Raw genomic sequence first — 20,232 nt, 5'->3', positions numbered from 1 at the left:
CTACCCCCGAGGAGAACGCATATGACACGCTGGCGACTGCGGGCGCTGCTCTTATTGGTCTACGTGATCGTCGGAATCTACGTCGCCTGGATCTACGACTACATCACCCCGGGTCTCCTCCGGGACGTCGCCGAGGCACTGCTCGCGGTGTTCCTCTGGTTCCTGGTCCTGCTCGGCATCGACCTGCACATCGGCAGGTGAGCCGCGGACACACGACGGCCCCGGGCGTCACCGGGGCCGTTCGCCGTGCGGGGGCCCGTCAAGGATGCGGCAGGAAGCCGCCGTGGGCGATGCCGAGCACGGCTCCCACGAACGAGGCCACCAGACCCACGATGTTGACCGAGCGCTGAGGCGTGGTCACCGAGATGTACTGCGAGTAGAGACCGGTCCCGAAACCGAGCGTGCCGAGCCAGGACGAGATCACGTGGGCGGCGGGGAAGAACGCGGCGACGAACGCCACGAGACCGCAAGCCAGTGTCGCGACCGCCAGGCCGTTCTCCACCGGGTGAGAGCGTCCGTCGGTGTTGAGCGTGAGCCTGAACCGCTCCCTTTCAGAGGGATGAAGCACATGTGGCACAGCCGCCACCCCCTTGCTTTCTTACATGCCTTCCCACCTACTCGTGGCTGGTAACCTGGGCAGCGCTGCGTTGTGATGGGTGATCCATCGACCCGGGGCGCCGAAATGGGGCGCCGCGGCCTGACGTCAGCGTCCTCCTGTCACGGCAGAGTGTCGTGACCGCAAGAGTCCAGAGGAGGTTGGAGTCCCGCATGCGTCGTTACGAAGTAATGGTCATTCTGGACCCTTCGCTCGATGAGCGCACTGTCGCGCCGTCCCTCGACCAGTTCCTCACCGTGGTCCGCAACGACGGCGGCACCGTGGAGAAGGTCGACGTCTGGGGCCGTCGTCGGCTCGCCTACGACATCGACAAGAAGTCGGAAGGCATCTACGCCGTCATCGACCTGTCCGCGGAGCCCGCGACGGTCAAGGAGCTCGACCGGCAGATGAACCTCAACGAGGGCATCCTGCGCACCAAGGTCCTGCGCCCGGACGTGCACTAGCAGCAGGAAGGCCGCAAAGCGGGCCGCCGTCTCGGTGGCGGGCCGACGAGCGGGTTTCTTGTTGACGACCACCGGCTTTTTGTCGGAGAGCACCCGTACTCTGAGCCGTAACCCAAGCGAAGGCGTGCAGGAAGGCGAGCGCTAGCCATGGCAGCAGGCGACACCGTAATCACCATCGTCGGCAACCTTGTCGACGACCCGGAGCTGCGCTTCACCCCGACGGGTCAAGCGGTGGCTCGATTCCGCATCGCGTCCACTCCGCGGTTCATGGATCGCCAGACCAACGAGTGGAAGGATGGCGAAAGCCTCTTCCTGACCTGCAACGTGTGGCGGCAGGCGGCGGAGAACGCCGCCGAAAGCCTCCAGCGCGGCATGCGGGTCATCGTGCAGGGGCGGCTCAAGCAACGGTCTTACGAGACCAAGGAAGGCGAGAAGCGCACGGTCTATGAGGTCGAGGTCGACGAGGTCGGCCCGTCCCTGCGCAACGCCACGGCCAAGGTCAACCGCACCACCCGTCAGGGCGGCGGCGGTGGTGGCGGCGGCTTCGGCGGCGGCCCTGCCGACGACCCGTGGGCCTCTGCCTCGCCCGCCCCGCCCCAGGGCGGCGGCTACCAGGGCGGTGGCGGTGGTGGCGGCGGCTTCGGCGGCGGCGGCAACCAGGGCGGCGGCTTCGGCGGCGGCAACGACTTCAGCGACGAACCGCCTTTCTAACACCTGTCCACAAGCCCGAGTCCATTCCCGCCCGAAAAGCGGGGCTCTGAGAGGAGCACCACGATGGCTAAGCCGGCACTGCGCAAGCCCAAGAAGAAGGTTTGCCTGTTCTGCCACGACAAGATCTCATACGTCGACTACAAGGACACGGCGCTGCTTCGGAAGTTCATCTCCGACCGCGGCAAGATCCGTGCGCGCCGGGTGACGGGCAACTGCACCCAGCACCAGCGCGACGTGGCGACCGCGATCAAGAACGCCCGTGAGGTGGCTCTGCTGCCTTACACGAGCACCGCGCGCTAAGGAGGTCTGTCGACATGAAGCTCATCCTCACCAACGAGGTCTCCGGCCTCGGCGCCCCTGGCGACGTCGTCGAGGTCAAGGACGGCTACGGCCGTAACTACCTCATCCCGCGCGGCTACGCCATGCGCTGGACGCGTGGCGCCGAGCGCCAGATCGAGACCATCAAGAAGGCTCGCGACGCTCGCGAGATCCGCGACATCGGCACCGCCAAGGAGGTCGCCGGCCAGCTCGGCGCCCTGCGCGTGCGGCTGACCACCCGCGCGGGCGAGTCGGGCCGGCTGTTCGGCTCGATCACCACGGGCGACATCGCCGACGCCGTCAAGGCGGCCGGTGGCCCGACCCTCGACCGCCGTCGCATCGAGATCCGCAACCCGATCAAGAGCGTCGGGTCGCACAAGATCTCCGTCAAGCTCCACCCCGAGGTGTCGGCGTCCGTCGACGTCGACGTCGTGGCCGGCTGACGATCGCTGATCAAGCCCCTCTCCGCAAGGAGGGGGGCTTTTTCGCGTTCCCGTGCCCGCCGCCCGTGGCCGGTGTCCTTTTCCGGTCCTTACGGCTGCGCCCGGTCCGGCCACCCGCCGTACTCCGGCCGAGGGCCCTCCAGGGGAACGGCCGCTGACCCTTCACCGGCGGGCCGCCGTGACGCGCGCCCACGCGTGACCGGCTGCCGTGGTGACCTGCGCACTTGTTTCCCGTGGGGGCCGCGTAGAATGCCTGCGTTCTTTGTGTGTGTTTCCCCCTGGAGGCTCTGCCATGGCCCGTTCCACGATGCTGCTCGCGATCGGTGTGCTCGCGGTGGGGGCCGTCGCATGTGCCCCGGCGGACCAACCGGCCCCCGCGGCCACGGCGACCGGCTCCGCGGCTGCCGACATGTGCACGAAGGACCAGCTCAAGCTCGTCAACGGCGGCAAGCTCACCATCGGCACCGACAAGCCGGCCTACGAGCCGTGGTTCAAGGACGACGACCCGAGCAACGGCCAGGGCTTCGAGAGCGCGGTGGCGTTCGCGGTGGCCGGCGAGCTCGGCTTCGACCGGACCGAGGTGCAGTGGAGCACGATCAAGTTCGACTCCGCGTTCGCGCCGGGGGCCAAGCAGTTCGACTTCGACGTCAACCAGGTCTCGATCAACCCCGACCGGGCCAAGGCGGTCGACTTCAGCAAGGGCTACTACACGGTCAAGCAGGCCGTCGTGGCGATCAAGGGCAGCAAGTTCGCCGAGGCGAAGAACGTGGCCGAGCTCAAGGACGCCAAGTTCGGCGTCCAGGTGGGCACCACGTCGCTGGCCGGGGTCAAGGACGTCATCAAGCCGTCCGCCGAGCCCAACGTCTACAACGACCAGGTCGACGCCGTGAACGCGCTGAAGAACAAGCAGGTGGACGCGATCGTCGTCGACCTGCCCACCGCGTTCTACGTCACGGCCGCCCAGGTGGACAACTCCAAGATCGTCGGCCAGTTCAGCTCGACCGCGGGCACGCCGGAGGAGTTCGGCCTGGTCATGGAGAAGGGCAGCGCGCTCAAGCCGTGCCTGGACAAGGCCGTCGACTCCCTGAAGTCGAAGGGCGACCTGGCGAAGATCGAGCAGGAGTGGCTGGGCTCGGCCGCCGGCGCGCCTGAGTTGTCGTGAGCCCGACGAGTAAGCCCGCCAGCGAGCACGTCCCCTCGCAGCGGCAGCTTGAGCGCGAGCGCGTCCGCAGGTCGCGGGCGCGCCGCTCGGGCTCGATCGCCACGGCCTCGACGATCGTCTTCCTCGTCCTGGTCGTGGTCCTGGTCACGAACTCGCCCGGCTGGCCCCGGGTCCAGGAGGCGTTCTTCTCGCCCGAGTGGTTCGGCAAGGCGCTGCCCCACGTGCTGGACGGGTTCCTGCTCAACATCAAGATGTTCCTGATCGCCGAGCCGCTGATCCTGATCGTCGGGCTGCTGGTGGCGCTGGCCAGGGGCATCACCACGCCCGCGTTCTTCCCGATCAGGGCCCTGGCCACGCTCTACACCGACGTCTTCCGCGGCGTGCCGACGATCCTGGTCATCTACCTCGTCGGCTTCGGGCTGCCCGCGCTGCGGCTGCAGGGCATCCCCACGGACCTGGCCACGCTCGGCGTGATCGGGCTCACGCTCTCGTACGGCGCGTACGTGGCCGAGGTGTTCCGCTCCGGCATCGAGTCGGTGCACCCCAGCCAGGTCGCGGCCGCCCGCTCGCTGGGCCTGAGCCACGTCAAGACCATGCGGTTCGTCGTGCTCCCGCAGGCCACCCGCCGGGTCGTGCCGCCGCTGCTCAACGACTTCGTCTCGCTGCAGAAGGACACCGCGCTGGTGGCCACCATCGGGCCGCTGGAGGCGCTCAGGCAGGCCCAGATCATCGCCTCCAGCAAGTTCAACTACACGCCCTACCTGGTCGCGTCGCTGCTGTTCATCCTGCTCACGATCCCGATGGCCAGGCTCACCGACCACCTGGCCGCCCGAACGCGCAGGAGGCGTGGCGCATGAGCCTGCTGACCATCGAAGGGGTGTGGAAGAACTTCCACGGTCACAGCGTGCTGCGCGGCATCGACCTGGAGGTGCGCGCGCACGAGGTCGTCAGCCTGATCGGCGCGTCCGGGTCGGGCAAGTCCACCCTCCTGCGCTGCGTGAACCTGCTGGAGACCGTCGACGACGGCGCCATCCACCTCGACGGCCAGGAGATCACCGACCCCCGCGTGGACGTCGACGACGTGCGCAAGCGGCTCGGCATCGTGTTCCAGGCGTTCAACCTGTTCCCGCACATGACCGTGCTCGACAACGTCACGCTCGCGCCGCGCCAGGTGCTCAAGACGCCCAGGAAGCAGGCCGAGGAGGAGGCACATGAGCTGCTGGCCAAATTCGGGCTGGCGGCCAAGGCCGGCGCCTACCCCGACCAGCTCTCGGGCGGCCAGCAGCAGCGGGTGGCGGTCATCAGGGCGCTGGCCATGCAGCCCAGGCTGATGCTGCTCGACGAGGTCACCTCGGCGCTCGACCCCCAGCTGGTGGTCGAGGTGCTGGGGATCGTCAGGGAGCTCAAGGAGTCGGGGATGACCATGATCCTCACGACCCACGAGATGAGCTTCTGCCGCGACATCTCCGACACCGTGTGCTTCCTCGACGACGGCGTACTGGTGGAGAAGGGGCCGCCGGAGAAGATCTTCGCCTCGCCGGAGCAGCCGCGGACCAGGGAGTTCCTGCGCAGCGTGCTCGAATCCGGACGCCTCTAGCGGCGGTGGCGGCCCCGGCCGGGTTCGGCCGGGGCGTCGCGCGGGGTGGCGAGCAGGCTGTGGCGGCGGCCGTACAGAAGGTAGACCAGCAGCCCGAAGGCCATCCACAGGACGAACCACGCCCAGGTGAGCACGCGCAGGTTCAGCATCAGCCAGAGCGTGGCGACCAGCGAGAGCGCGGGCAGCAGCGGCGAGAGCGGCACGCGGAAGCCGCGCTCCAGGTGCGGCATGCGCCGCCGCATCACGATCACCCCCGCCGCCACGAACAGGAACGCGAACAGCGTCCCGATCACCACCAGCTCCTGCATGGTCAGCACCGGCACGAACTCGGCCAGCACGATCGCGATGAACCCGATCAGCAGCGTCACCCGCGTCGGCGTGTGGTACCTGCGGCTGACCGTGGCCAGGCCACGCGGGATCAGCCCGTCGCGGGCCATCGAGAACAGCACGCGCGTCTGGCCCACGATCAGCACCAGGATCACCGTCGTCAGCCCGAGCACCGCCCCCGCGTCGATGACGTGCACCATCCAGTCCACGCCCACGGCACGGAACGCGCTCGACAGCGGCGCGTCCCCGCTGATCTTCGTGTACGAGACCATGCCCACCATGACGAGCGCGACCGCGAGGTAGATGACCGTGGCGATCACCAGGCTGCGGATCATGCCCTTGGGCACGGCCTTCGGCGCGTTGACGCTCTCCTCGGCCGAGGTGGCGACGATGTCGAAGCCGATGTAGGCGAACGCGATCGCCGAGGCCGCCGCGAAGACGCCGAACCAGCCGAAGGCCATGCCGTGCCCGGCGAAGAGCTCGATGACGGTCCGCGGACGCACGGGCAGTGCCTTGGGCTCGACGTAGAAGTCGCCGTAGTTGGCCACGTCGATGTGGGCCAGGCCCACGACGATGACCGCCCCGATGGCCAGCAGTTTGGCCGACACCATGATCCACAACGCCCGCAGCCCGACCCGCGCGCCGAGGGCCACGATGCCCGTCAGCAGCACCAGGATGACCAGGACGAGCACGTCGTCCACGGACTGCGGCACCCGTACGCCGAAGTCGGCGACCGCCTTGACCGCGATGGACGCCCAAGCCCTGGCCACCACCGCAGCGGCGAACTGCAGCTCCAGGATCAGCGCCCAGCCGATGATCCACGCCCAGACCTCGCCGAAGATGACGTACGTGAAGGTGTAGGCGCTGCCCGAGGTCGGCATCGTGGACGACAGCTCGGCGTAGCACAGGCACGCCAGCAGGCACGCGATCCCGGCGATCATGAACGAGAGGATCACGCCGGGCCCCGCGGTGGTCTGGGCCTGCTCGCCGGCGACGCTGAAGATGCCGGCTCCGATGATCACGCCGAGCCCGAGAACCACGAGGTCGGCCGGGCGATAGACCTCGGACAGGCTGTGGCGGGCGCCGGTGCGTAACCCGGTCGCCTCTGACGGCGGCAGTCGTCGCAGAATCGTGGACACGGAACACCCCGCTCAGGGAACTCGCCCATGCTGTCTCACCAGTTGGACAACGGCAAGCACAAGACGATTACGGTGACCCGGACTCCGGCCGTCCGCCGGGGTGACGCGGCAGGTCGGATCGGCTACGCGCCGGTCACCAGCCAGGCCGTGCCAGCCGCCCGCCGGGTGAGGGTGACCAGCCGGGCGATCATCCACACCCCGAGCGCGCACCAGAGCGCGACCAGGCCGAACTCGGCGGCCAGGAAGGCCGCGGGCAGGTACGCCAGCGTCGTCCACACCCCGGCCCAGGCCAGGTAGCGCTGGTCGCCCGCGCCGATCAGCACGCCGTCGAGCACGAACACCACCCCGCAGATCGGCTGGAACAGCGCGACCGGCCACAACACGGCCAGAAGCTCGTCGGTCACCGCCGGGTCGGCGCCGAACAGGCCGGGCAGCAGCGGCCTGGCCGCCACGACCGCCACGCCGAGCGCCAGGCCCGACCACAGGCCCCACTGCATCATCCGCCTGGTCGCGGCCCTGGTGACGACCGTGTCCCCGGCGCCGAGCGAGCGTCCGGTGATGGCCTGGCCGGCGATCGCGATCGCGTCGAGGGCGAAGGCCATCAGGTTCCACACCTGGCCGGCGATGGCGTACGCGGCCAGTTGGGCCTGGCCCATCCGGGTGGCGACCACCGTGCCCACGATCAGCACGATCCGCAGGCACACCGTACGGATGAGCAGGGCGAGACCGGCCGTACCGGCCTGCCGGACGCCCGCGAGGTCGGGCGTGAGCGGCGTGCCGAGCCGCCGGGCGCCCCTGACCACCACGACCAGGTAGACGACGGCTCCGAGCGTCTGGGCCAGTGTGGTGCCCCACGCCGACCCGGCGATGCCCCAATGCAGCCCGAGCACGAACCAGGCGTTCAGCGCCGCGTTGAGCGCGAACGAGCCCACGGCCACCACCAGCGGCGTGACCGTGTCCTGGAGGCCGCGCAGCACCCCGGTGCCCGCCAGCACGACCAGCATCCCGGGCGCGCCGAGCAGGCTGATCCGCAGGTACGTCACGGCCAGCTCGGCCTGGTCGGGAGCGGCTCCGAACAGGTCGACCATGGCCGGCGCGAGCGGCCAGCCCAGGGCGATGAGCACCACGCCGATGGACAGGGCCAGCCAGATGCCGTCCACGCCGTTGCGCATGGCCCGCGCGTGGTTGCCGGCGCCGCTCTGCCGCGCCACGGACGCCGTGGTGCCGTAGGCGAGGAAGACGCAGAGGTTCACCAGCGTCGCCAGGACCGCCCCCGCCACGCCCAGCGCGCCCACGGCCGTGGTGCCGAGGCCGTGGCCGACGATGGCGTAGTCGGCGAGCAGGAAGAGCGGCTCGGCGACCAGCGCGCCGAACGCGGGCAGCGCGAGCCGCAAAATCTCCCGATCCTGGGGTGTAATGGGCATTTGTCTATTATGGCCATTACACGGCGTGTCGGGCCAACTTTCTTTCCTCCACAGCCGGTGGACACTGTTTGCCCAGGTCAGACGATGATCGGTGCATATCCAAAAGAGTTATCCCCAGGCTCGTCCACAGAGCGTTCACACCCTGGGCGCGCTGGTGCACAGCTCACCCACAGCGTTGTCCACAGGCCGCGTTGCCCTCTCGCGCCGAACCAGCGAAACTGTCACACCGGTCGACTACAAGTGGGGGTGGTGCGACCGCCTGCAAGGTTGTTCGAGGGGGCGCGGTGAGCATTGACGAAGAGGGCGGCGGAGGCCCCGGTTTCGATCGCACCCCGCCGCACAACATCGAGGCGGAGCAGTCCGTGCTCGGCGGCATGCTGCTGTCGAAGGACGCCATCGCCGACGTCGTGGAGATCCTGCGCTCCGACGACTTCTACCGGCCCGCCCACCAGATGGTCTACGAGGTCATCACCGACCTCTACGGCCGAGGCGAGCCCGCCGACGCCGTCACCGTCTTCGACGAGCTGCAGAAACGCGGCGAGATGGCCAGGGTGGGTGGCGCCGCCTACCTCCACACGCTGACGGCGGTCGTCCCCACGGCCGCCAACGCCGGCTACTACGCCAAGATCGTGCGCGAGCAGGCGATCCTGCGCCGCCTGATCGAGGCCGGCACCCGCATCGTCTCCTTCGGCTACGGCGGCCAGAACGAAGAGGTCGACGACCTCGTCGACCGCGCCCAGGCGGAGATCTACAAGGTCACCGAACGCCGCACGTCGGAAGACTACGCGCCGCTGGCCGACATCATGCCGGGCGCCCTCGACGAGCTGGAGGCCATCGGCAGCCGCGGCGGCCAGATGGTCGGCGTCCCGACCGGCTTCCAGGACCTCGACCAACTCACCAACGGCCTCCACCCGGGCCAGATGATCGTCGTGGCCGCCCGCCCGGCCATCGGCAAAAGCACGCTGGGTCTGGATTTTGCGCGTTCTGCGGCGATCAAGCATGGAATGACCACTGTCATCTTCTCGCTGGAAATGTCCCGCAACGAGATCACCATGCGTCTGCTGTCCGCCGAGGCCAGGGTCGCCCTGCACGCGATGCGCTCGGGCATGATGGGCGACGACGACTGGACCCGCCTCGCGCGCAGGATGAGCGAGGTGGCCGAGGCGCCGCTGTTCATCGACGACTCGCCCAACATGTCGATGATGGAGATCCGGGCCAAGTGCCGGCGGCTCAAGCAACGCAACGACCTGCGGTTCGTGGTCATCGACTATCTCCAGCTCATGAGCTCGCCGAAGAAGACCGAGAGCCGCCAGAACGAGGTCTCGGAGATCTCGCGTGCGATCAAGCTGCTGGCCAAGGAGCTTGAGGTGCCGGTCATCGCCATCTCGCAGCTCAACCGTGGCCCCGAGCAACGTACGGACAAACGCCCCGCAGTCAGCGACCTTCGCGAATCGGGCTGCCTGACCGCCGCCACCCGAATCATGCGTGCCGACACCGGAGCCGAGGTGTCGATCGGCGAGTTGCTGGAGAGCGGTGCGCGGAACGTCCCGGTGTGGTCGCTCGACGAACGGCTGCGGCTCGTGCCACGCACGTTGACACACGCCTTCACGAGCGGGGTCAAGGAGGTCTTCCGTCTACGCCTGCGCTCGGGGCGTGAGGTCGAAGCCACCGCGAACCACCCCTTCCTGACCTATGACGGCTGGCGGCCTCTAGGAGAGTTGGCCACGGGGTCCCGGCTGGCGGTCCCGCGGCACGTTCCGGCCCCCGAAGGCCTCCAGGAGTGGCCGGAGGCGGAGGTCGTGCTGCTCGCCCACATGATCGGTGACGGCTCCTTCGTCAAGCGTCAGCCGATCCGCTATGCGAGCACGGACGAGGCATGCCTGACGTCGGTGGCACGGGCGGCGGAGCACTTCGGCATCAGCGCCGTTCGTGACGAGTACGCCGCCGCGCGGGTCACCACTCTGAGGCTGCCGGCTCCCTACCGGCTGACTCACGTCAGGCGCAACCCCGTCGCCGCCTGGCTGGACTCCTTGGGGCTCTTCGGGCTGCGGAGTCATGAGAAGTTCGTCCCCGATGGGGTCTTCTCCCTGACGAAGAAGCAGATTGCCTTGTTCCTGCGGCACCTCTGGGCGACCGATGGATGCGTGTGGTGGGACGCGAAGAGCGGCCAGTCGCGCATCTACTACGCCTCGACGAGTCGCCGGCTGGTGGACGACGTGGCTCGGTTGCTTCTCCGCTTCAACGTGATGACGCGCGTGAAGGCGGTGCGCAAGGCCGGCTACAGGCCCGGGTATCAGCTGGTCGTCTACGGCGCCGAGAACCAGCTCCGGTTCCTGGACGAGGTGGGCGTCCACGGTGAGCGGTCGGCGCAGGCTGCCGCGTCCGCGGGCCGGCTGCGGGAGATCAAGGGCAACACCAACCTGGACACGATTCCCTCCGAGATCTGGGACCGTGTGCGCGGCGTCCTGTCGGAGCGCGGCATGACCCACCGGGAGTTCTCCGCCCGGCTCGGCACCCAGTTCTGTGGCAGCACGTTGTGGAAGCACGCTCCGAGCCGGGAACGTCTGGGGAAAGTGGCTTCGATCCTCGACGACGCCGACATGGAGATGCTGGCGACGAACGACGTGTTCTGGGACGAGGTCGAGTCGATCGAGAGCCTGGGCGATCAGCCGGTGTTCGACGCCACGGTCCTCGGCACGCACAACTTCGTCGCCAATGGCATCGCGGTGCACAACAGCATCGAGCAGGACGCCGACATGGTCATCCTGTTGCATCGCGAGGACGCCTACGAGCGGGAGTCGCCCCGGGCCGGTGAGGCCGACCTGATCGTGGCCAAGCACCGTAACGGCCCGACCGCCACGGTGACCGTGGCCTTCCAGGGTCACTACAGCCGCTTCGTGGACATGGCTCAGCACTGACGCCAAACGACAGTCAAGGTGTGACAAACCAGACAGCCGCGGAGGGATGGGGATCGATCATCAGGGCGCTCTACCCGATGACGTAAGCAAAGGGGAGAACGCCATGACCATCCTGATCGCCTACGACGGCTCGGCGGATTCGCGCAGCGCCATCGAGTTCGCCGCCAAGAATCTGGCCGCTCAGCCGACCGTCGTCGTCACCGTGTGGGAGCCGCTGCTCGTGCAGATGAGGAAGTACCCGCTGGCGGCGGGGGCGATCTCGCCGGAGACCGAGACCGAGGCGCAGGCCCAGGCCGAGTACTACGCCAAGGAAGGGGCCGAGCTGGCTGTCGCCGCCGGTCTGCCCGAGGTGACCTACCGCGCGGTCGCCGACAACGAGTCCATCTGGAAGACGGTCGTCGACGTGGCCGACGAGATCGACGCCTCGCTCATCGTGACCGGCTCGCGGGGTCTGGCGGGGGTCAGGTCGGTGCTGCTCGGCAGCGTGTCCAACCATGTGCTCCACCACGCCCACCGGCCGACGCTCATCGTTCCGCCGGTTGCGGCGCCGAAGGGCTGACGCAGCAGACCTTGGGCGGGGACAGCCGGGTGTCCATGCGGCGGGCGCCCGGCCCTTCGTCGCCGAGCCGGTCGTACGGGTTGGCGACCGGGCATCGGTCGAGTGACAGGCAGCCGCAGCCGATGCAGTCGGTCAGGTCGTCGCGCAGCCGCTGGAGCTGCTCGATGCGATCGTCCAGCTCGCCGCGCCAGGCGGCCGACAGCCTGGCCCAGTCCTCCCGGTTGGGGGTGCGCCCGTCGGGCAGTTCGGACAGCGCGTCCCCGATGGTCGCGAGGGGGATGCCGAGCCGTTGCGAGAGCCGGATGAAGGCGACCCTGCGCAGGGTGTCGCGGTGGTAGCGGCGCTGGTTGCCGGCGGTGCGGCGGCTGGCGATGAGACCCTTGGTCTCGTAGAAGTGCAGCGCGGAGACGGCCACGCCGCTGCGTTCGGCGAGCTGTCCGACCGTCAGTTCTTTGCTGTTCCAGGCAACCATACCTGAAGCTTACTTGAGGGTTCGCTCGAAGAACGTCTCCAGCACGACGATGGTCTGGGTGCCGGTCACGCCGTCCACCTCGAAGATCTGGCGCAGGACGTCCTGGAGCTCCTTGGTGCTGGACGTGCGCACCTTGACCAGCAGCGACGCCGGCCCCGCGATGACGTGGGCCTCCTCCACGGCGGGGATCGCGGCCAGCGGGCCGGCGGTGTCGCCCATCCAGGTCGCGCCGTCCACCAGGACGTAGGCGGTCACCGTGCGGCCCAGGGCGTCCTGGTCCACCTCGATCGTGGTCCGTCTGATCACGCCGCGCTCGCGCAGCTTCCGTACGCGTTCGTGCGCCGCCCCGCTGGACAGCCCCACCGCCTTGCCGAGCGCCGCGTACGACTGCGTCGCGTCCTCCAGCAACAACCCGATCAGTGTCCTGTCGATCTCGTCCATTGCTGAATCCTATACGGTGAAATGTCGATATGACCGAATGCCGTATGGTGGTCGTCATGGACACGATCCCCACCGAGTTCGAAGCCCTCGACGAGCGTTTCGCCGGCATCGGCGGCGACGACCGGCTCGAACGCCTCCACGCGGGCACCCGATGGGCCGAGGGCCCGGTCTACTTCCCGGCCGGCCGTTACCTGGTCTGGAGCGACATCCCCAACGAGCGCATGCTCCGCTGGGACGAGACGACCGGCACGGTCGGCACGTTCCGGCAGCCGTCCGGCTACACCAACGGCAACACCATCGACCGGGAGGGCCGGCTGATCTCCTGCGAGCAGGGCAACCGCCGCGTCACCCGCACCGAGCACGACGGCTCGATCACCGTCATCGCCGACCGCTGGCAGGGCAGGCGCCTCAACAGCCCCAACGACGCCGTCGTGCGCTCCGACGGCTCCGTCTGGTTCACCGACCCCCCGTACGGCATCACCAGCAACTACGAGGGCGTCGTGGCCGAGCAGGAGATCGACGGCTGCCACGTCTACCGCGCCGACCCGGTGACCGGCGAGGTGCGCATGGTGGCCGGCGACTTCGTCCGTCCCAACGGCCTGGCCTTCTCCCTCGACGAGAAGCTCCTGTACGTCGCCGACACCAGGGCCAGGCACCTGCGCGTCTTCGAGGTCGGCGAGGACGGCACGCTGTCGGGCGGCAAGGTCTTCGCCGAGGGCACCCCGGCCGACAACTTCGACGGCCTGCGCCTCGACGACACCGGCCGCGTCTGGGCCGCGGCCGGCAAGGCGCTGCTCTGCCACGACCCCGACGGCACCCTGATCGGCCGGCTCAGGCTGCCGGAGAACACGGCGAACCTGGTGTTCGGCGGGCAGAAGAGGAACAGGCTGTTCATCGCCTCCTCCTCTTCGCTCTACTCCCTGATGACCAACGTCACCGGCGCCCGCCCGGTCTGGGCCCGCCGCTGACGTCCCTACTCCCACCGGAACAGCCGCACGGCCAGGCCCCCGAACACCGCCAGCCCTGCGGCCATCACCACCACGTGCAGAAGTTGGGGGGCCTGTCCGGCCCAGGTGTCCTTGAGCGCCTGGGCGAAGGGCCCGGCCACGGAGAAGTCGCTGACCTTGCGCAGCGCGTCCGGCATCATCTCGCGCGGCAGCCACATGCCCCCGACGAACATCAGCGGGAACATCACCGCCGACCCGATCCCCGAGGCCGCCTTCCCGTTGGGCGCCAGCGCCGCGATCACCAGGCCGATGGCCATCAGCGCGGCGGCGCCGAGCAGGAAGACCAGCACGAACCCGAGCCACTGCCTGGGCGCCGACGTCCCGAACGCCGCCATCCCGGCCACGATCAGCACGACCGTGGACACGGCCCCGACGGTCAGGTTGATCAGGAGCTGGACGGTCAGCAGCCGTCCCGGATGCACCGGCGTGGTGGACATGCGCCTGAGCACGCCCTGCTCCCGGTAGCCGGCCAGCACGGTGGGCAGCACGCTGAGGGCCAGCGTCAGCAGCGCGAGCAGGGTCATCAGGGCCGGCATTTGCGCATCCACCGACCGCAGCCCGGATGCGTCGGGCTTGGTCATGTCCGGCACGCTGAGCCCCAGCACCAGCAGCAGGCCGACCGGCAACCCGATGGTGAAGATCATGAACGGCCAGTCGCGCAGGTGCAGCTTGGCCTCCACGAGCAGGATCTTCGTCATGACAACTTCCTTCCGGTGAGCGCGAGGAACGCGTCGTCCAGGGTCGCCTGCTCGATGCGCAGGTCGGCGGGGATGATCTGGTGCTGGGCCAGGGCCAGCGTGACCACATGGGCGAGGTTGCCGGTGCCCGAGACCGAGACCTGCCCGCCGTGCCTGACGACCTCGCGCACCTCGGGCAGCGCCAGCAGCACGGCGTCGTCCAACGGGCCCGAGGGGCGGAACCGTACGTGCTGCTCGGCCCCCACCTGGGCGATCAGCCCCGCGGGTGTATCGGTGGCCACCACCTTGCCCGCGTCGATGAGCGCGAGCCGGTCGCAGAGCCGCTCGGCCTCCTCCATGAAGTGCGTGACCAGCACGATCGTCACGCCCGAGTCGCGTACCTGCTCGATCAGCTCCCACGTGTCCCTGCGGGCCTGCGGGTCGAGGCCGGTGGTCAGCTCGTCGAGCACCGCCACCCGCGGCCGGCCCACCAGCGCCAGCGCGACCGACAGCCGCTGCCGCTGGCCGCCGGAGAGGTTCTTGAACGTGGCGTCGCGCTTGTGCCCGAGACCGACGTGTTCGAGCAGTTCCCTCCAGTCGGCGGGGTCGGGGTAGAAGGAGGCGTACAGGTCCAGGGCCTCCCACACCTTGATCTTCTCCGGCAGCGCGGCGCTCTGCAGTTGCATGCCGAGCACCTGGCGCAGCTCGTCCCGGTCGCGGCGTGGGTCCAGGCCCGTCACGCGTACGGTGCCGCCGTCCGATGAGCGCATGCCCGCCACGCACTCCACGGTCGTGGTCTTGCCGGCGCCGTTGGGGCCGAGGATGCCGAAGATCTCACCCTCGGCGACCTCGAAAGACACGTCGTCCACCGCGAGGTGGTTCGGATACTGCTTGCGCAGGTTCCTCACTTCGATCACCTTCATGGCATCGACGCTAGGAGTCCCGGCTTTTCCGCGGAATCGCGGTAGATGCCGGGCAAGGGTGTATCTAGGTGCAGTGTTCCCGGCGCGGATGTTGGCGCAGACTGGGAGCATGCTTCAGAGGTTCGGGCAGGTCGCGGCCCTGTACGCGCTGCTGCTGGTCGAGATCGTGCTGATCCCCTTGGCCGGCGCCATGATCACGCTGTCGTTCGCGCTCGGGATGGTCTTCTTCTTCCCGTGGCAGGCCCGGATGGTCCGGCGGACGGCCGAGAAGCACCGCGGCCTGCTGCGCGCGTGGACCGGCATCGAGATCGAGCCGCCCTACCTCCCCAAGCCGCCGCCGCCGGTCCCCATGTCCGACGGCCTCTACCGCGTCGACCGGACGCTGTACAAGTCGCCGCGCATGCCGGCCTGGAACGACCGGTTCAAGTGGCTGCTCACCGACCCGGCGACCTGGCGCGACACGCTCTGGCTGGTGCTCGACCCGATCGTCAAGGTCGGGCTGCTGCCGCTGTTCGTCGTGTTCCCGGGGCGCGGCCTGCGGCTGTACGCCCTCATGGTCCGCCTCCTGCTCGGCGCCACCTCCGCCAGCCGCCTGTCCGGCCAGCTCATCCACCTCAGGCAGGTACGCAACCTCGCCGCCGACTCCCAGGCCGCCGAGATGCGCAGGATCGAACGCGACCTGCACGACGGCACCCAGGCCCGCCTGGTGGCCATCGGCATGACGCTGGGCGCGGTCGAGCAGCTCATCGACGACAACCCGGCCGCCGCCAAGGCCCTGCTGGCCAAGACCAGGGACGCCTCGGCCGAGACCCTGACCGAGCTGCGTACCGTCATCCGCGGCATCCACCCGCCGGTGCTGGCCGAGCGCGGCCTGGCCGACGCCGTACGCGCCCTGGCCATGGACAGCCCGCTGCGCGTCACGGTGGACGTCGAGCTGCCCCAACGCCTGGAGCCCCCGGTGGAGGCGGCGGCCTACTTCGCGATCAGCGAGCTGCTCGCCAACGCCGCCCGGCACAGCGGGGCCGAGTCGGCGGCCATCGACATCAGCGTCAACGGCGCGGCGCTGCGCATCACCGTCCGCGACGACGGCATGGGCGGCGCCGACCCGGCCGCGGGCAGCGGCCTGACCGGCATCGAACGCCGCCTGGCCGCCTTCGACGGCGTGCTGGCCCTGCACAGCCCGCCCGGCGGCCCCACCGTCGTCACCCTGGACATCCCGCACGTGCTCCCCGACCAGGCCGAGCAGACCAAGCTGCCCCCCAGGAAGGCCGCCACGATCGCCGTCCTGTACGCCACGGCCTGGTGCCCGCTGTTCCCCCAGGGCCTCGTCACGGCCGTCTTCAAGGCGGCCCACATCGACGAGCGGAGCTGGTTCCTCGCCCTCTACCTGCCCGAACCCCTGCAATGGCCGCTGATCGTGTTCAACATCGCCATTGGCACCATCATGTACATTGCGGCCATGCGTATCCGGCTCGTCCACAACAGAAGCCTCGTACTCGGCCGCGTCGGTGGTCTGGGGTCCTGCTGATGAAGCGGGTGCTGGTCGCCGAAGACCTCTACCTGCTCAGAGACGGCCTGGTCCACCTGTTGCAGGCGCACGGCTTCACGGTCGTCGCCGCGGTCGAGAGCGGCCCCGAGCTGCTGAAGGCCCTGCTGGAGCTGCGTCCCGACGTCTCGGTCGTCGACGTACGGCTGCCGCCCACGTTCACCGACGAGGGCCTTCAGGCCGCGCTGACCGCCCGCGCGCAGGTGCCGGGGCTGCCCGTCCTCGTGCTGTCGCAGCACGTCGAGCAGCTCTACGCCCGCGAGCTGCTGGCCGACGGCTCGGGCGGCATCGGTTACCTGCTGAAGGACCGGGTGTTCAACGCGGAGCAGTTCATCGACGCCGTGCGCAGGGTGGCCGAGGGCGGCACCGCGATGGACCCCGAGGTGATCGCCAAGCTGCTGGCCAGCAACGCCAGGAACGAGCCGCTGGCCGCGCTCACGCCGCGCGAGCGCGAGGTGCTGGAGGCCATGGCCGAGGGCCGCTCCAACGCCGCGATCTCCCAGCGGCTCTACCTGAGCGAGAGCGCCGTCGCCAAGCACACGGCCGGCATCTTCGCCAAGCTTGGTTTGTCCCCCTCCGACGACGACAACCGCCGCGTCCTCGCCGTGCTCGCGTACCTGAACAGCCGGGCCTGACGCCCTTCCTGCCCCACCAGGCTCAATGGTCACTGGCCGCCCAGTCGTGCCCGGGCTCAGCCGGAGTTGTCGGTGGGAGCGGCTATTTTCATAGAGGCACGGCGCGACGAAAGGGTGGATCCTCGTGAAGATCCGGGTTAACCGCGATGTACTGGCAGATGCGGTGGCATGGGCCGCCAGAGTCCTGCCCAGCCGCCCGGTGGTGCCCGTACTTTCCGGGTTGCTCCTGGAGGCGGGCGACGAGCTGACCCTGTCCGCCTTCGACTACGACGTCTCCGCGCGCGCCCGGGTCGACGCCGACGTGGCCGAGCCCGGCAGCGTGCTCATCCCCGGCAAGCTGCTCGCCGAGATCAGCCGCAGCCTGCCGGCCGAAGACGTCGAGATCGTCACCGAGGGCGCCGAGGCCGTGCTGACCTGCGGGAGTGCCGAATTCGGGCTGATCACGATGCCGGTCGAAGACTTCCCGGCCCTGCCGACGATGCCTCCGAGCATCGGCGCGATCGGCGGCGGCGTGTTCGCCACCGCGGTCAGCCAGGTCGCGCCCGCGGCCAGCCGCGACGACACGCTGCCGATGCTCACCGGCATCCGGGTCGACATCGACGGCGAGTCCGTGGCGATGGCCGCCACCGACCGCTACCGCATCGCCGCCCACGACTTCGTCTGGCGTCCGGCCGCGCCGGGCGTCGCCGTCTCGGCCATGGTGCCGGCGAAGGTGCTGGTGGAGGTGGCCAAGTCGCTGCGCGGCGGCGAGGTGTCGGTCGCGATGGGCGACGGCGTGGCCGGGTTCGAGAGCGTCGGCCGCAGCACCACCGTGCGCCTGCTCGACGAGCAGTTCATCGACTACCGGGCCAGGCTGACCTCCGACTGGTCGATCAGGGCCGACGTCGCGGTGACGCCGTTCGTCAACGCGATCAAGCGGGTGGCCCTGGTGGCCGAGCGCAACACCGCGATCCGGCTGTCGTTCTCGCAGGGCCAGGTGCTGATCCAGGCGGGCGGCGGCGACATCGGGCGCGGCACCGAGGTGGTCGGATGCGACCTGCGCGGCGACGACATCCAGATCGCCTTCCAGTCGCAGTTCCTGCTCGACGGCCTGACCGGCATCGAGACCGAGCTGGCCAGGATCAACATGGAGTCGCCGACCAGGCCCGCCCTCATCCAGGACTTCCCGGGCGACGCCCGGCCCGCCTTCCGCTACCTGGTCATGTCGCTGCGCCTGACCTGAGCCGTCATCCCGCCGCGCCCGTCTGCCGCTCGGCGACCAGCTTGAAGACCCTCTTGAACTCCGCGTACGCCTGCTCGCCCACGGCCTGTGCGTGCGCGGCCTCCATCTCGGCGATGATGGCGTCCGACCTGGTCATGTGGTCCAGCGCCTTCTCCGTGGGCACGATCAGCTTGGCCCGGCGGTCGGCCGGGTCGGGCTGCCGTTCCACGTAGCCGAGCGCGACCAGCTCGTCCACCAGCGTGCCGATCACCTGTTTGTGCTGCCCCGACTGCGCCGCCAGGTCGGTCGCCCTGCTGCCCTCCTCGTCCAGGTAGGCCAGCACCGCCCCGTGCCGCGGCCGCAGACCCGGATGTCCCTGCTCGGCCAGCTTGGCGAAGAGCTCGCCCTGCAGGGCGAAGAGCGTGCGCCCCGCCAGGACACCGAGGTCTGGTTCGTCCTGCTTGCGATGACTCCTGCGCACGTGTCGGCCCTCCATTTAGTCACTGATTTTGACTGTCACTGATTCTTACTATATTGTCGTGGCATGACGACGACGGTGGAACTCACCAGATTCAGAGTGTCCCCGGAGCGTGCCGACCAGTTGCTGGCGGCCCGCCCGGACATGCTCGCCGACTTCGCGGCCGACCGCGCCGGCTTCCTCGGCGCCAGGCTCGTCCGCCTGTCCGACGACGAATGGCTGGACATCGTCGACTGGCGCTCGGGCGACGATTTCGCCGCCTCCCGCGCCAAGGGGGCGAACCTACCGGGCATCCAGAAGTTCTTCGACCTGATCGACGAGTTGATCTCCGCAGAAGAGGGGACATTGCGATGACCATCCTGATCACCGGTGCCACCGGCACCGTCTCCGGCGCCGTGCTGAGGTCCCTCGGCGACCTGACCGACGTGCGCGTCCTGGTGCGCGACGCGGCCAAGGCTCCCGCGGGCGTCGAAGTGGCCGTCGGCGACCTCGACGATCCCGCCACGCTCGACGCGGCCTTCGCGGGCGTCGACACCTTGTGGCTGTTGACCGCCATGGGCCCCCAGGCGCCCCACGCGAGCATGAACGCCCTCTGGGCGGCCATGAAGGCAGGGGTGCGTCACGTCGTGCGCCTGTCGGCCATCGGGGCCGCCCACGACGCCCCCACCCGCAACGGCCGCCTGCACGCTCTGTCCGACGTCGAGCTGGCCGCCTCGGGCCTCGACTGGACCGTCATCCGCCCGGCCTTCTTCATGCAGAACCTGCTGGGCTCGGTCAACGGCGACACCCTCTACGGCGGCACGGGGGAGGGCAGGATCGGGTTGATCGACGTCCGCGACATCGGCGACTTCGCCGCCGCGGTGCTGCGTGACCCGGCGTCGCACAAGGGCCGCACCTACACGCTCACGGGCCCGGCCAGCATCTCGCTGGGGGAGGCGGCCACCGCCCTGACCGAGGTCTACGGCACGCCGATCGCCTACCAGCCCGTGACGCCCGACGACGCCTACCGCTCGATGCTCGACGCCGGCCTGCGCGAGTGGGACGCGGCCGTCACCAGGGAGTACCTCAACGCGTACTCCGGGAACTGGGGCGACCTCACGACGACGGCCTTCACCGACGTGACGGGACGCCCGGGCCGGTCCTTCACCGAGTTCGCGAAGGACCATGCGGCCGAGCTGCGTCCCGCCGCCTGACA

Annotated in this window: 24 protein-coding genes; 16 read left to right on the top strand and 8 right to left on the bottom strand. The window is 69.3% G+C overall.

Features of this window, described 5'->3' with window-relative positions; translation table 11 throughout:
* Window positions 1-21 precede the first annotated feature (21 nt).
* Window positions 22-201 (top strand): hypothetical protein, encoded by a 180-nt coding sequence (locus ACWCSU_RS18415; protein ID WP_357693360.1) that lies wholly within the window; start codon window positions 22-24, stop codon window positions 199-201.
* Between the two features lie 58 nt (window positions 202-259).
* Here ACWCSU_RS18415 and ACWCSU_RS18410 read toward each other — a convergent pair whose 3' ends face one another.
* On the bottom strand, window positions 260-577 hold the full coding sequence (locus ACWCSU_RS18410) for a hypothetical protein (protein WP_357693361.1): 318 nt from the start codon (window positions 575-577) through the stop codon (window positions 260-262).
* A 191-nt stretch (window positions 578-768) separates the two neighbouring features.
* Between ACWCSU_RS18410 and rpsF the strand changes: the two genes are divergently transcribed.
* The 7 genes from rpsF (at window position 769) to ACWCSU_RS18375 (ending at window position 5,290) form a co-directional block, all read left to right on the top strand.
* Window positions 769-1,059, top strand: a complete 291-nt coding sequence (rpsF, locus tag ACWCSU_RS18405; RefSeq protein ID WP_026214314.1) for a 30S ribosomal protein S6 — start codon at window positions 769-771, stop codon at window positions 1,057-1,059.
* 147 nt (window positions 1,060-1,206) lie between these two features.
* Window positions 1,207-1,770, top strand: coding sequence for a single-stranded DNA-binding protein (locus ACWCSU_RS18400; protein ID WP_364083620.1), 564 nt, complete (start codon window positions 1,207-1,209; stop codon window positions 1,768-1,770).
* A 63-nt stretch (window positions 1,771-1,833) separates the two neighbouring features.
* Complete coding sequence (gene rpsR, locus ACWCSU_RS18395; protein WP_020543048.1) at window positions 1,834-2,070, top strand: 30S ribosomal protein S18; 237 nt, start codon at window positions 1,834-1,836, stop codon at window positions 2,068-2,070.
* Window positions 2,071-2,084: 14 nt separating this feature from the next.
* Window positions 2,085-2,531 carry a 50S ribosomal protein L9 gene (gene rplI, locus ACWCSU_RS18390; RefSeq protein WP_357693364.1) on the top strand — a complete coding sequence of 149 codons (447 nt, stop codon included), beginning with the start codon at window positions 2,085-2,087 and terminating at the stop codon, window positions 2,529-2,531.
* A 292-nt stretch (window positions 2,532-2,823) separates the two neighbouring features.
* Window positions 2,824-3,693 (top strand): ABC transporter substrate-binding protein, encoded by an 870-nt coding sequence (locus ACWCSU_RS18385; RefSeq protein ID WP_357693366.1) that lies wholly within the window; start codon window positions 2,824-2,826, stop codon window positions 3,691-3,693.
* Complete coding sequence (locus tag ACWCSU_RS18380; RefSeq protein ID WP_449936199.1) at window positions 3,690-4,550, top strand: amino acid ABC transporter permease; 861 nt, start codon at window positions 3,690-3,692, stop codon at window positions 4,548-4,550. The genes ACWCSU_RS18385 and ACWCSU_RS18380 overlap by 4 nt, the downstream gene beginning before the upstream one ends.
* Window positions 4,547-5,290, top strand: coding sequence for an amino acid ABC transporter ATP-binding protein (locus ACWCSU_RS18375; protein ID WP_397035937.1), 744 nt, complete (start codon window positions 4,547-4,549; stop codon window positions 5,288-5,290). The genes ACWCSU_RS18380 and ACWCSU_RS18375 overlap by 4 nt, the downstream gene beginning before the upstream one ends.
* Here ACWCSU_RS18375 and ACWCSU_RS18370 read toward each other — a convergent pair.
* Together ACWCSU_RS18370 and ACWCSU_RS18365 are read right to left on the bottom strand one after the other, a co-directional pair.
* A complete protein-coding gene (locus tag ACWCSU_RS18370; RefSeq protein WP_449936197.1) occupies window positions 5,287-6,756 on the bottom strand; it encodes an APC family permease in 1,470 nt (489 codons plus the stop codon). The genes ACWCSU_RS18375 and ACWCSU_RS18370 overlap by 4 nt on opposite strands.
* Window positions 6,757-6,878: 122 nt before the next feature.
* Entirely contained in the window at window positions 6,879-8,180 is a 1,302-nt protein-coding gene (locus ACWCSU_RS18365; protein ID WP_357693374.1) for an MATE family efflux transporter, read from the bottom strand.
* Window positions 8,181-8,464: 284 nt separating this feature from the next.
* On the opposite strand from ACWCSU_RS18365, the gene ACWCSU_RS18360 reads away from it, so the two are divergent.
* The gene (locus ACWCSU_RS18360) at window positions 8,465-11,098 is read left to right on the top strand and encodes a replicative DNA helicase (protein ID WP_449936195.1); all 2,634 of its coding nucleotides are present in this window, start codon (window positions 8,465-8,467) and stop codon (window positions 11,096-11,098) included.
* A 103-nt stretch (window positions 11,099-11,201) separates the two neighbouring features.
* Complete coding sequence (locus ACWCSU_RS18355) at window positions 11,202-11,657, top strand: universal stress protein (protein WP_357693378.1); 456 nt, start codon at window positions 11,202-11,204, stop codon at window positions 11,655-11,657.
* On the opposite strand, the gene soxR is transcribed toward ACWCSU_RS18355, so the two are convergent.
* Window positions 11,623-12,129, bottom strand: coding sequence for a redox-sensitive transcriptional activator SoxR (gene soxR / locus ACWCSU_RS18350; protein WP_357693380.1), 507 nt, complete (start codon window positions 12,127-12,129; stop codon window positions 11,623-11,625). The genes ACWCSU_RS18355 and soxR overlap by 35 nt on opposite strands.
* Window positions 12,130-12,138: 9 nt before the next feature.
* Window positions 12,139-12,570 (bottom strand): Lrp/AsnC family transcriptional regulator, encoded by a 432-nt coding sequence (locus ACWCSU_RS18345; RefSeq protein WP_449936192.1) that lies wholly within the window; start codon window positions 12,568-12,570, stop codon window positions 12,139-12,141.
* A gap of 56 nt (window positions 12,571-12,626) precedes the next feature.
* Between ACWCSU_RS18345 and ACWCSU_RS18340 the strand changes: the two genes are divergently transcribed.
* Entirely contained in the window at window positions 12,627-13,538 is a 912-nt protein-coding gene (locus ACWCSU_RS18340; RefSeq protein ID WP_449936191.1) for an SMP-30/gluconolactonase/LRE family protein, read from the top strand.
* Window positions 13,539-13,543: 5 nt separating this feature from the next.
* Here ACWCSU_RS18340 and ACWCSU_RS18335 read toward each other — a convergent pair whose 3' ends face one another.
* Complete coding sequence (locus ACWCSU_RS18335; protein ID WP_449936189.1) at window positions 13,544-14,275, bottom strand: ABC transporter permease; 732 nt, start codon at window positions 14,273-14,275, stop codon at window positions 13,544-13,546.
* Window positions 14,272-15,177: an ABC transporter ATP-binding protein gene (locus ACWCSU_RS18330; RefSeq protein ID WP_357693388.1), complete on the bottom strand. Its 906-nt coding sequence runs from the start codon at window positions 15,175-15,177 to the stop codon at window positions 14,272-14,274. The genes ACWCSU_RS18335 and ACWCSU_RS18330 overlap by 4 nt, the downstream gene beginning before the upstream one ends.
* Window positions 15,178-15,286: 109 nt before the next feature.
* Here ACWCSU_RS18330 and ACWCSU_RS18325 point away from each other — a divergent pair, with 109 nt between their 5' ends.
* The 3 genes from ACWCSU_RS18325 to dnaN all read left to right on the top strand — a co-directional run bounded on the left by ACWCSU_RS18325 (window position 15,287) and on the right by dnaN (window position 18,580).
* The gene (locus ACWCSU_RS18325) at window positions 15,287-16,705 is read left to right on the top strand and encodes a sensor histidine kinase (protein ID WP_449936186.1); all 1,419 of its coding nucleotides are present in this window, start codon (window positions 15,287-15,289) and stop codon (window positions 16,703-16,705) included.
* Window positions 16,705-17,358, top strand: a complete 654-nt coding sequence (locus tag ACWCSU_RS18320) for a response regulator transcription factor (RefSeq protein ID WP_449936184.1) — start codon at window positions 16,705-16,707, stop codon at window positions 17,356-17,358. Before ACWCSU_RS18325 ends, ACWCSU_RS18320 begins: the two co-directional genes overlap by 1 nt.
* A 124-nt stretch (window positions 17,359-17,482) precedes the next feature.
* Entirely contained in the window at window positions 17,483-18,580 is a 1,098-nt protein-coding gene (dnaN, locus tag ACWCSU_RS18315) for a DNA polymerase III subunit beta (RefSeq protein WP_449936181.1), read from the top strand.
* Between the two features lie 4 nt (window positions 18,581-18,584).
* Here dnaN and ACWCSU_RS18310 read toward each other — a convergent pair whose 3' ends face one another.
* Window positions 18,585-19,040 carry a MarR family winged helix-turn-helix transcriptional regulator gene (locus tag ACWCSU_RS18310; RefSeq protein ID WP_357693395.1) on the bottom strand — a complete coding sequence of 152 codons (456 nt, stop codon included), beginning with the start codon at window positions 19,038-19,040 and terminating at the stop codon, window positions 18,585-18,587.
* A 63-nt stretch (window positions 19,041-19,103) separates the two neighbouring features.
* On the opposite strand from ACWCSU_RS18310, the gene ACWCSU_RS18305 reads away from it, so the two are divergent.
* Both ACWCSU_RS18305 and ACWCSU_RS18300 read left to right on the top strand, forming a co-directional pair.
* Window positions 19,104-19,391 carry an antibiotic biosynthesis monooxygenase family protein gene (locus ACWCSU_RS18305; RefSeq protein WP_364083657.1) on the top strand — a complete coding sequence of 96 codons (288 nt, stop codon included), beginning with the start codon at window positions 19,104-19,106 and terminating at the stop codon, window positions 19,389-19,391.
* Window positions 19,388-20,230, top strand: coding sequence for an SDR family oxidoreductase (locus ACWCSU_RS18300; protein ID WP_449936178.1), 843 nt, complete (start codon window positions 19,388-19,390; stop codon window positions 20,228-20,230). The genes ACWCSU_RS18305 and ACWCSU_RS18300 overlap by 4 nt, the downstream gene beginning before the upstream one ends.
* Window positions 20,231-20,232: the final 2 nt, after the last annotated feature.

It is taken from the genome of Nonomuraea sp. NPDC001699 (assembly GCF_053596455.1).
This window is presented reverse-complemented; position numbering and strand designations above follow the sequence as displayed.

Bases quoted from the DNA above. Each gene is read 5' to 3' on its own strand.
- ACWCSU_RS18415 (WP_357693360.1), top strand. From the start codon at position 22: ATGACACGCTGGCGACTGCGGGCGCTGCTCTTATTGGTCTACGTGATC.
- rpsF (WP_026214314.1), top strand. From the start codon at position 769: ATGCGTCGTTACGAAGTAATGGTCATTCTGGACCCTTCGCTCGATGAG.
- ACWCSU_RS18400 (WP_364083620.1), top strand. From the start codon at position 1,207: ATGGCAGCAGGCGACACCGTAATCACCATCGTCGGCAACCTTGTCGAC.
- rpsR (WP_020543048.1), top strand. From the start codon at position 1,834: ATGGCTAAGCCGGCACTGCGCAAGCCCAAGAAGAAGGTTTGCCTGTTC.
- rplI (WP_357693364.1), top strand. From the start codon at position 2,085: ATGAAGCTCATCCTCACCAACGAGGTCTCCGGCCTCGGCGCCCCTGGC.
- ACWCSU_RS18385 (WP_357693366.1), top strand. From the start codon at position 2,824: ATGGCCCGTTCCACGATGCTGCTCGCGATCGGTGTGCTCGCGGTGGGG.
- ACWCSU_RS18375 (WP_397035937.1), top strand. From the start codon at position 4,547: ATGAGCCTGCTGACCATCGAAGGGGTGTGGAAGAACTTCCACGGTCAC.
- ACWCSU_RS18365 (WP_357693374.1), bottom strand. From the start codon at position 8,180: ATGCCCATTACACCCCAGGATCGGGAGATTTTGCGGCTCGCGCTGCCC.
- ACWCSU_RS18355 (WP_357693378.1), top strand. From the start codon at position 11,202: ATGACCATCCTGATCGCCTACGACGGCTCGGCGGATTCGCGCAGCGCC.
- soxR (WP_357693380.1), bottom strand. From the start codon at position 12,129: ATGGTTGCCTGGAACAGCAAAGAACTGACGGTCGGACAGCTCGCCGAA.
- ACWCSU_RS18345 (WP_449936192.1), bottom strand. From the start codon at position 12,570: ATGGACGAGATCGACAGGACACTGATCGGGTTGTTGCTGGAGGACGCG.
- ACWCSU_RS18340 (WP_449936191.1), top strand. From the start codon at position 12,627: ATGGACACGATCCCCACCGAGTTCGAAGCCCTCGACGAGCGTTTCGCC.
- ACWCSU_RS18335 (WP_449936189.1), bottom strand. From the start codon at position 14,275: ATGACGAAGATCCTGCTCGTGGAGGCCAAGCTGCACCTGCGCGACTGG.
- ACWCSU_RS18330 (WP_357693388.1), bottom strand. From the start codon at position 15,177: ATGAAGGTGATCGAAGTGAGGAACCTGCGCAAGCAGTATCCGAACCAC.
- ACWCSU_RS18325 (WP_449936186.1), top strand. From the start codon at position 15,287: ATGCTTCAGAGGTTCGGGCAGGTCGCGGCCCTGTACGCGCTGCTGCTG.
- ACWCSU_RS18320 (WP_449936184.1), top strand. From the start codon at position 16,705: ATGAAGCGGGTGCTGGTCGCCGAAGACCTCTACCTGCTCAGAGACGGC.
- ACWCSU_RS18305 (WP_364083657.1), top strand. From the start codon at position 19,104: ATGACGACGACGGTGGAACTCACCAGATTCAGAGTGTCCCCGGAGCGT.
- ACWCSU_RS18300 (WP_449936178.1), top strand. From the start codon at position 19,388: ATGACCATCCTGATCACCGGTGCCACCGGCACCGTCTCCGGCGCCGTG.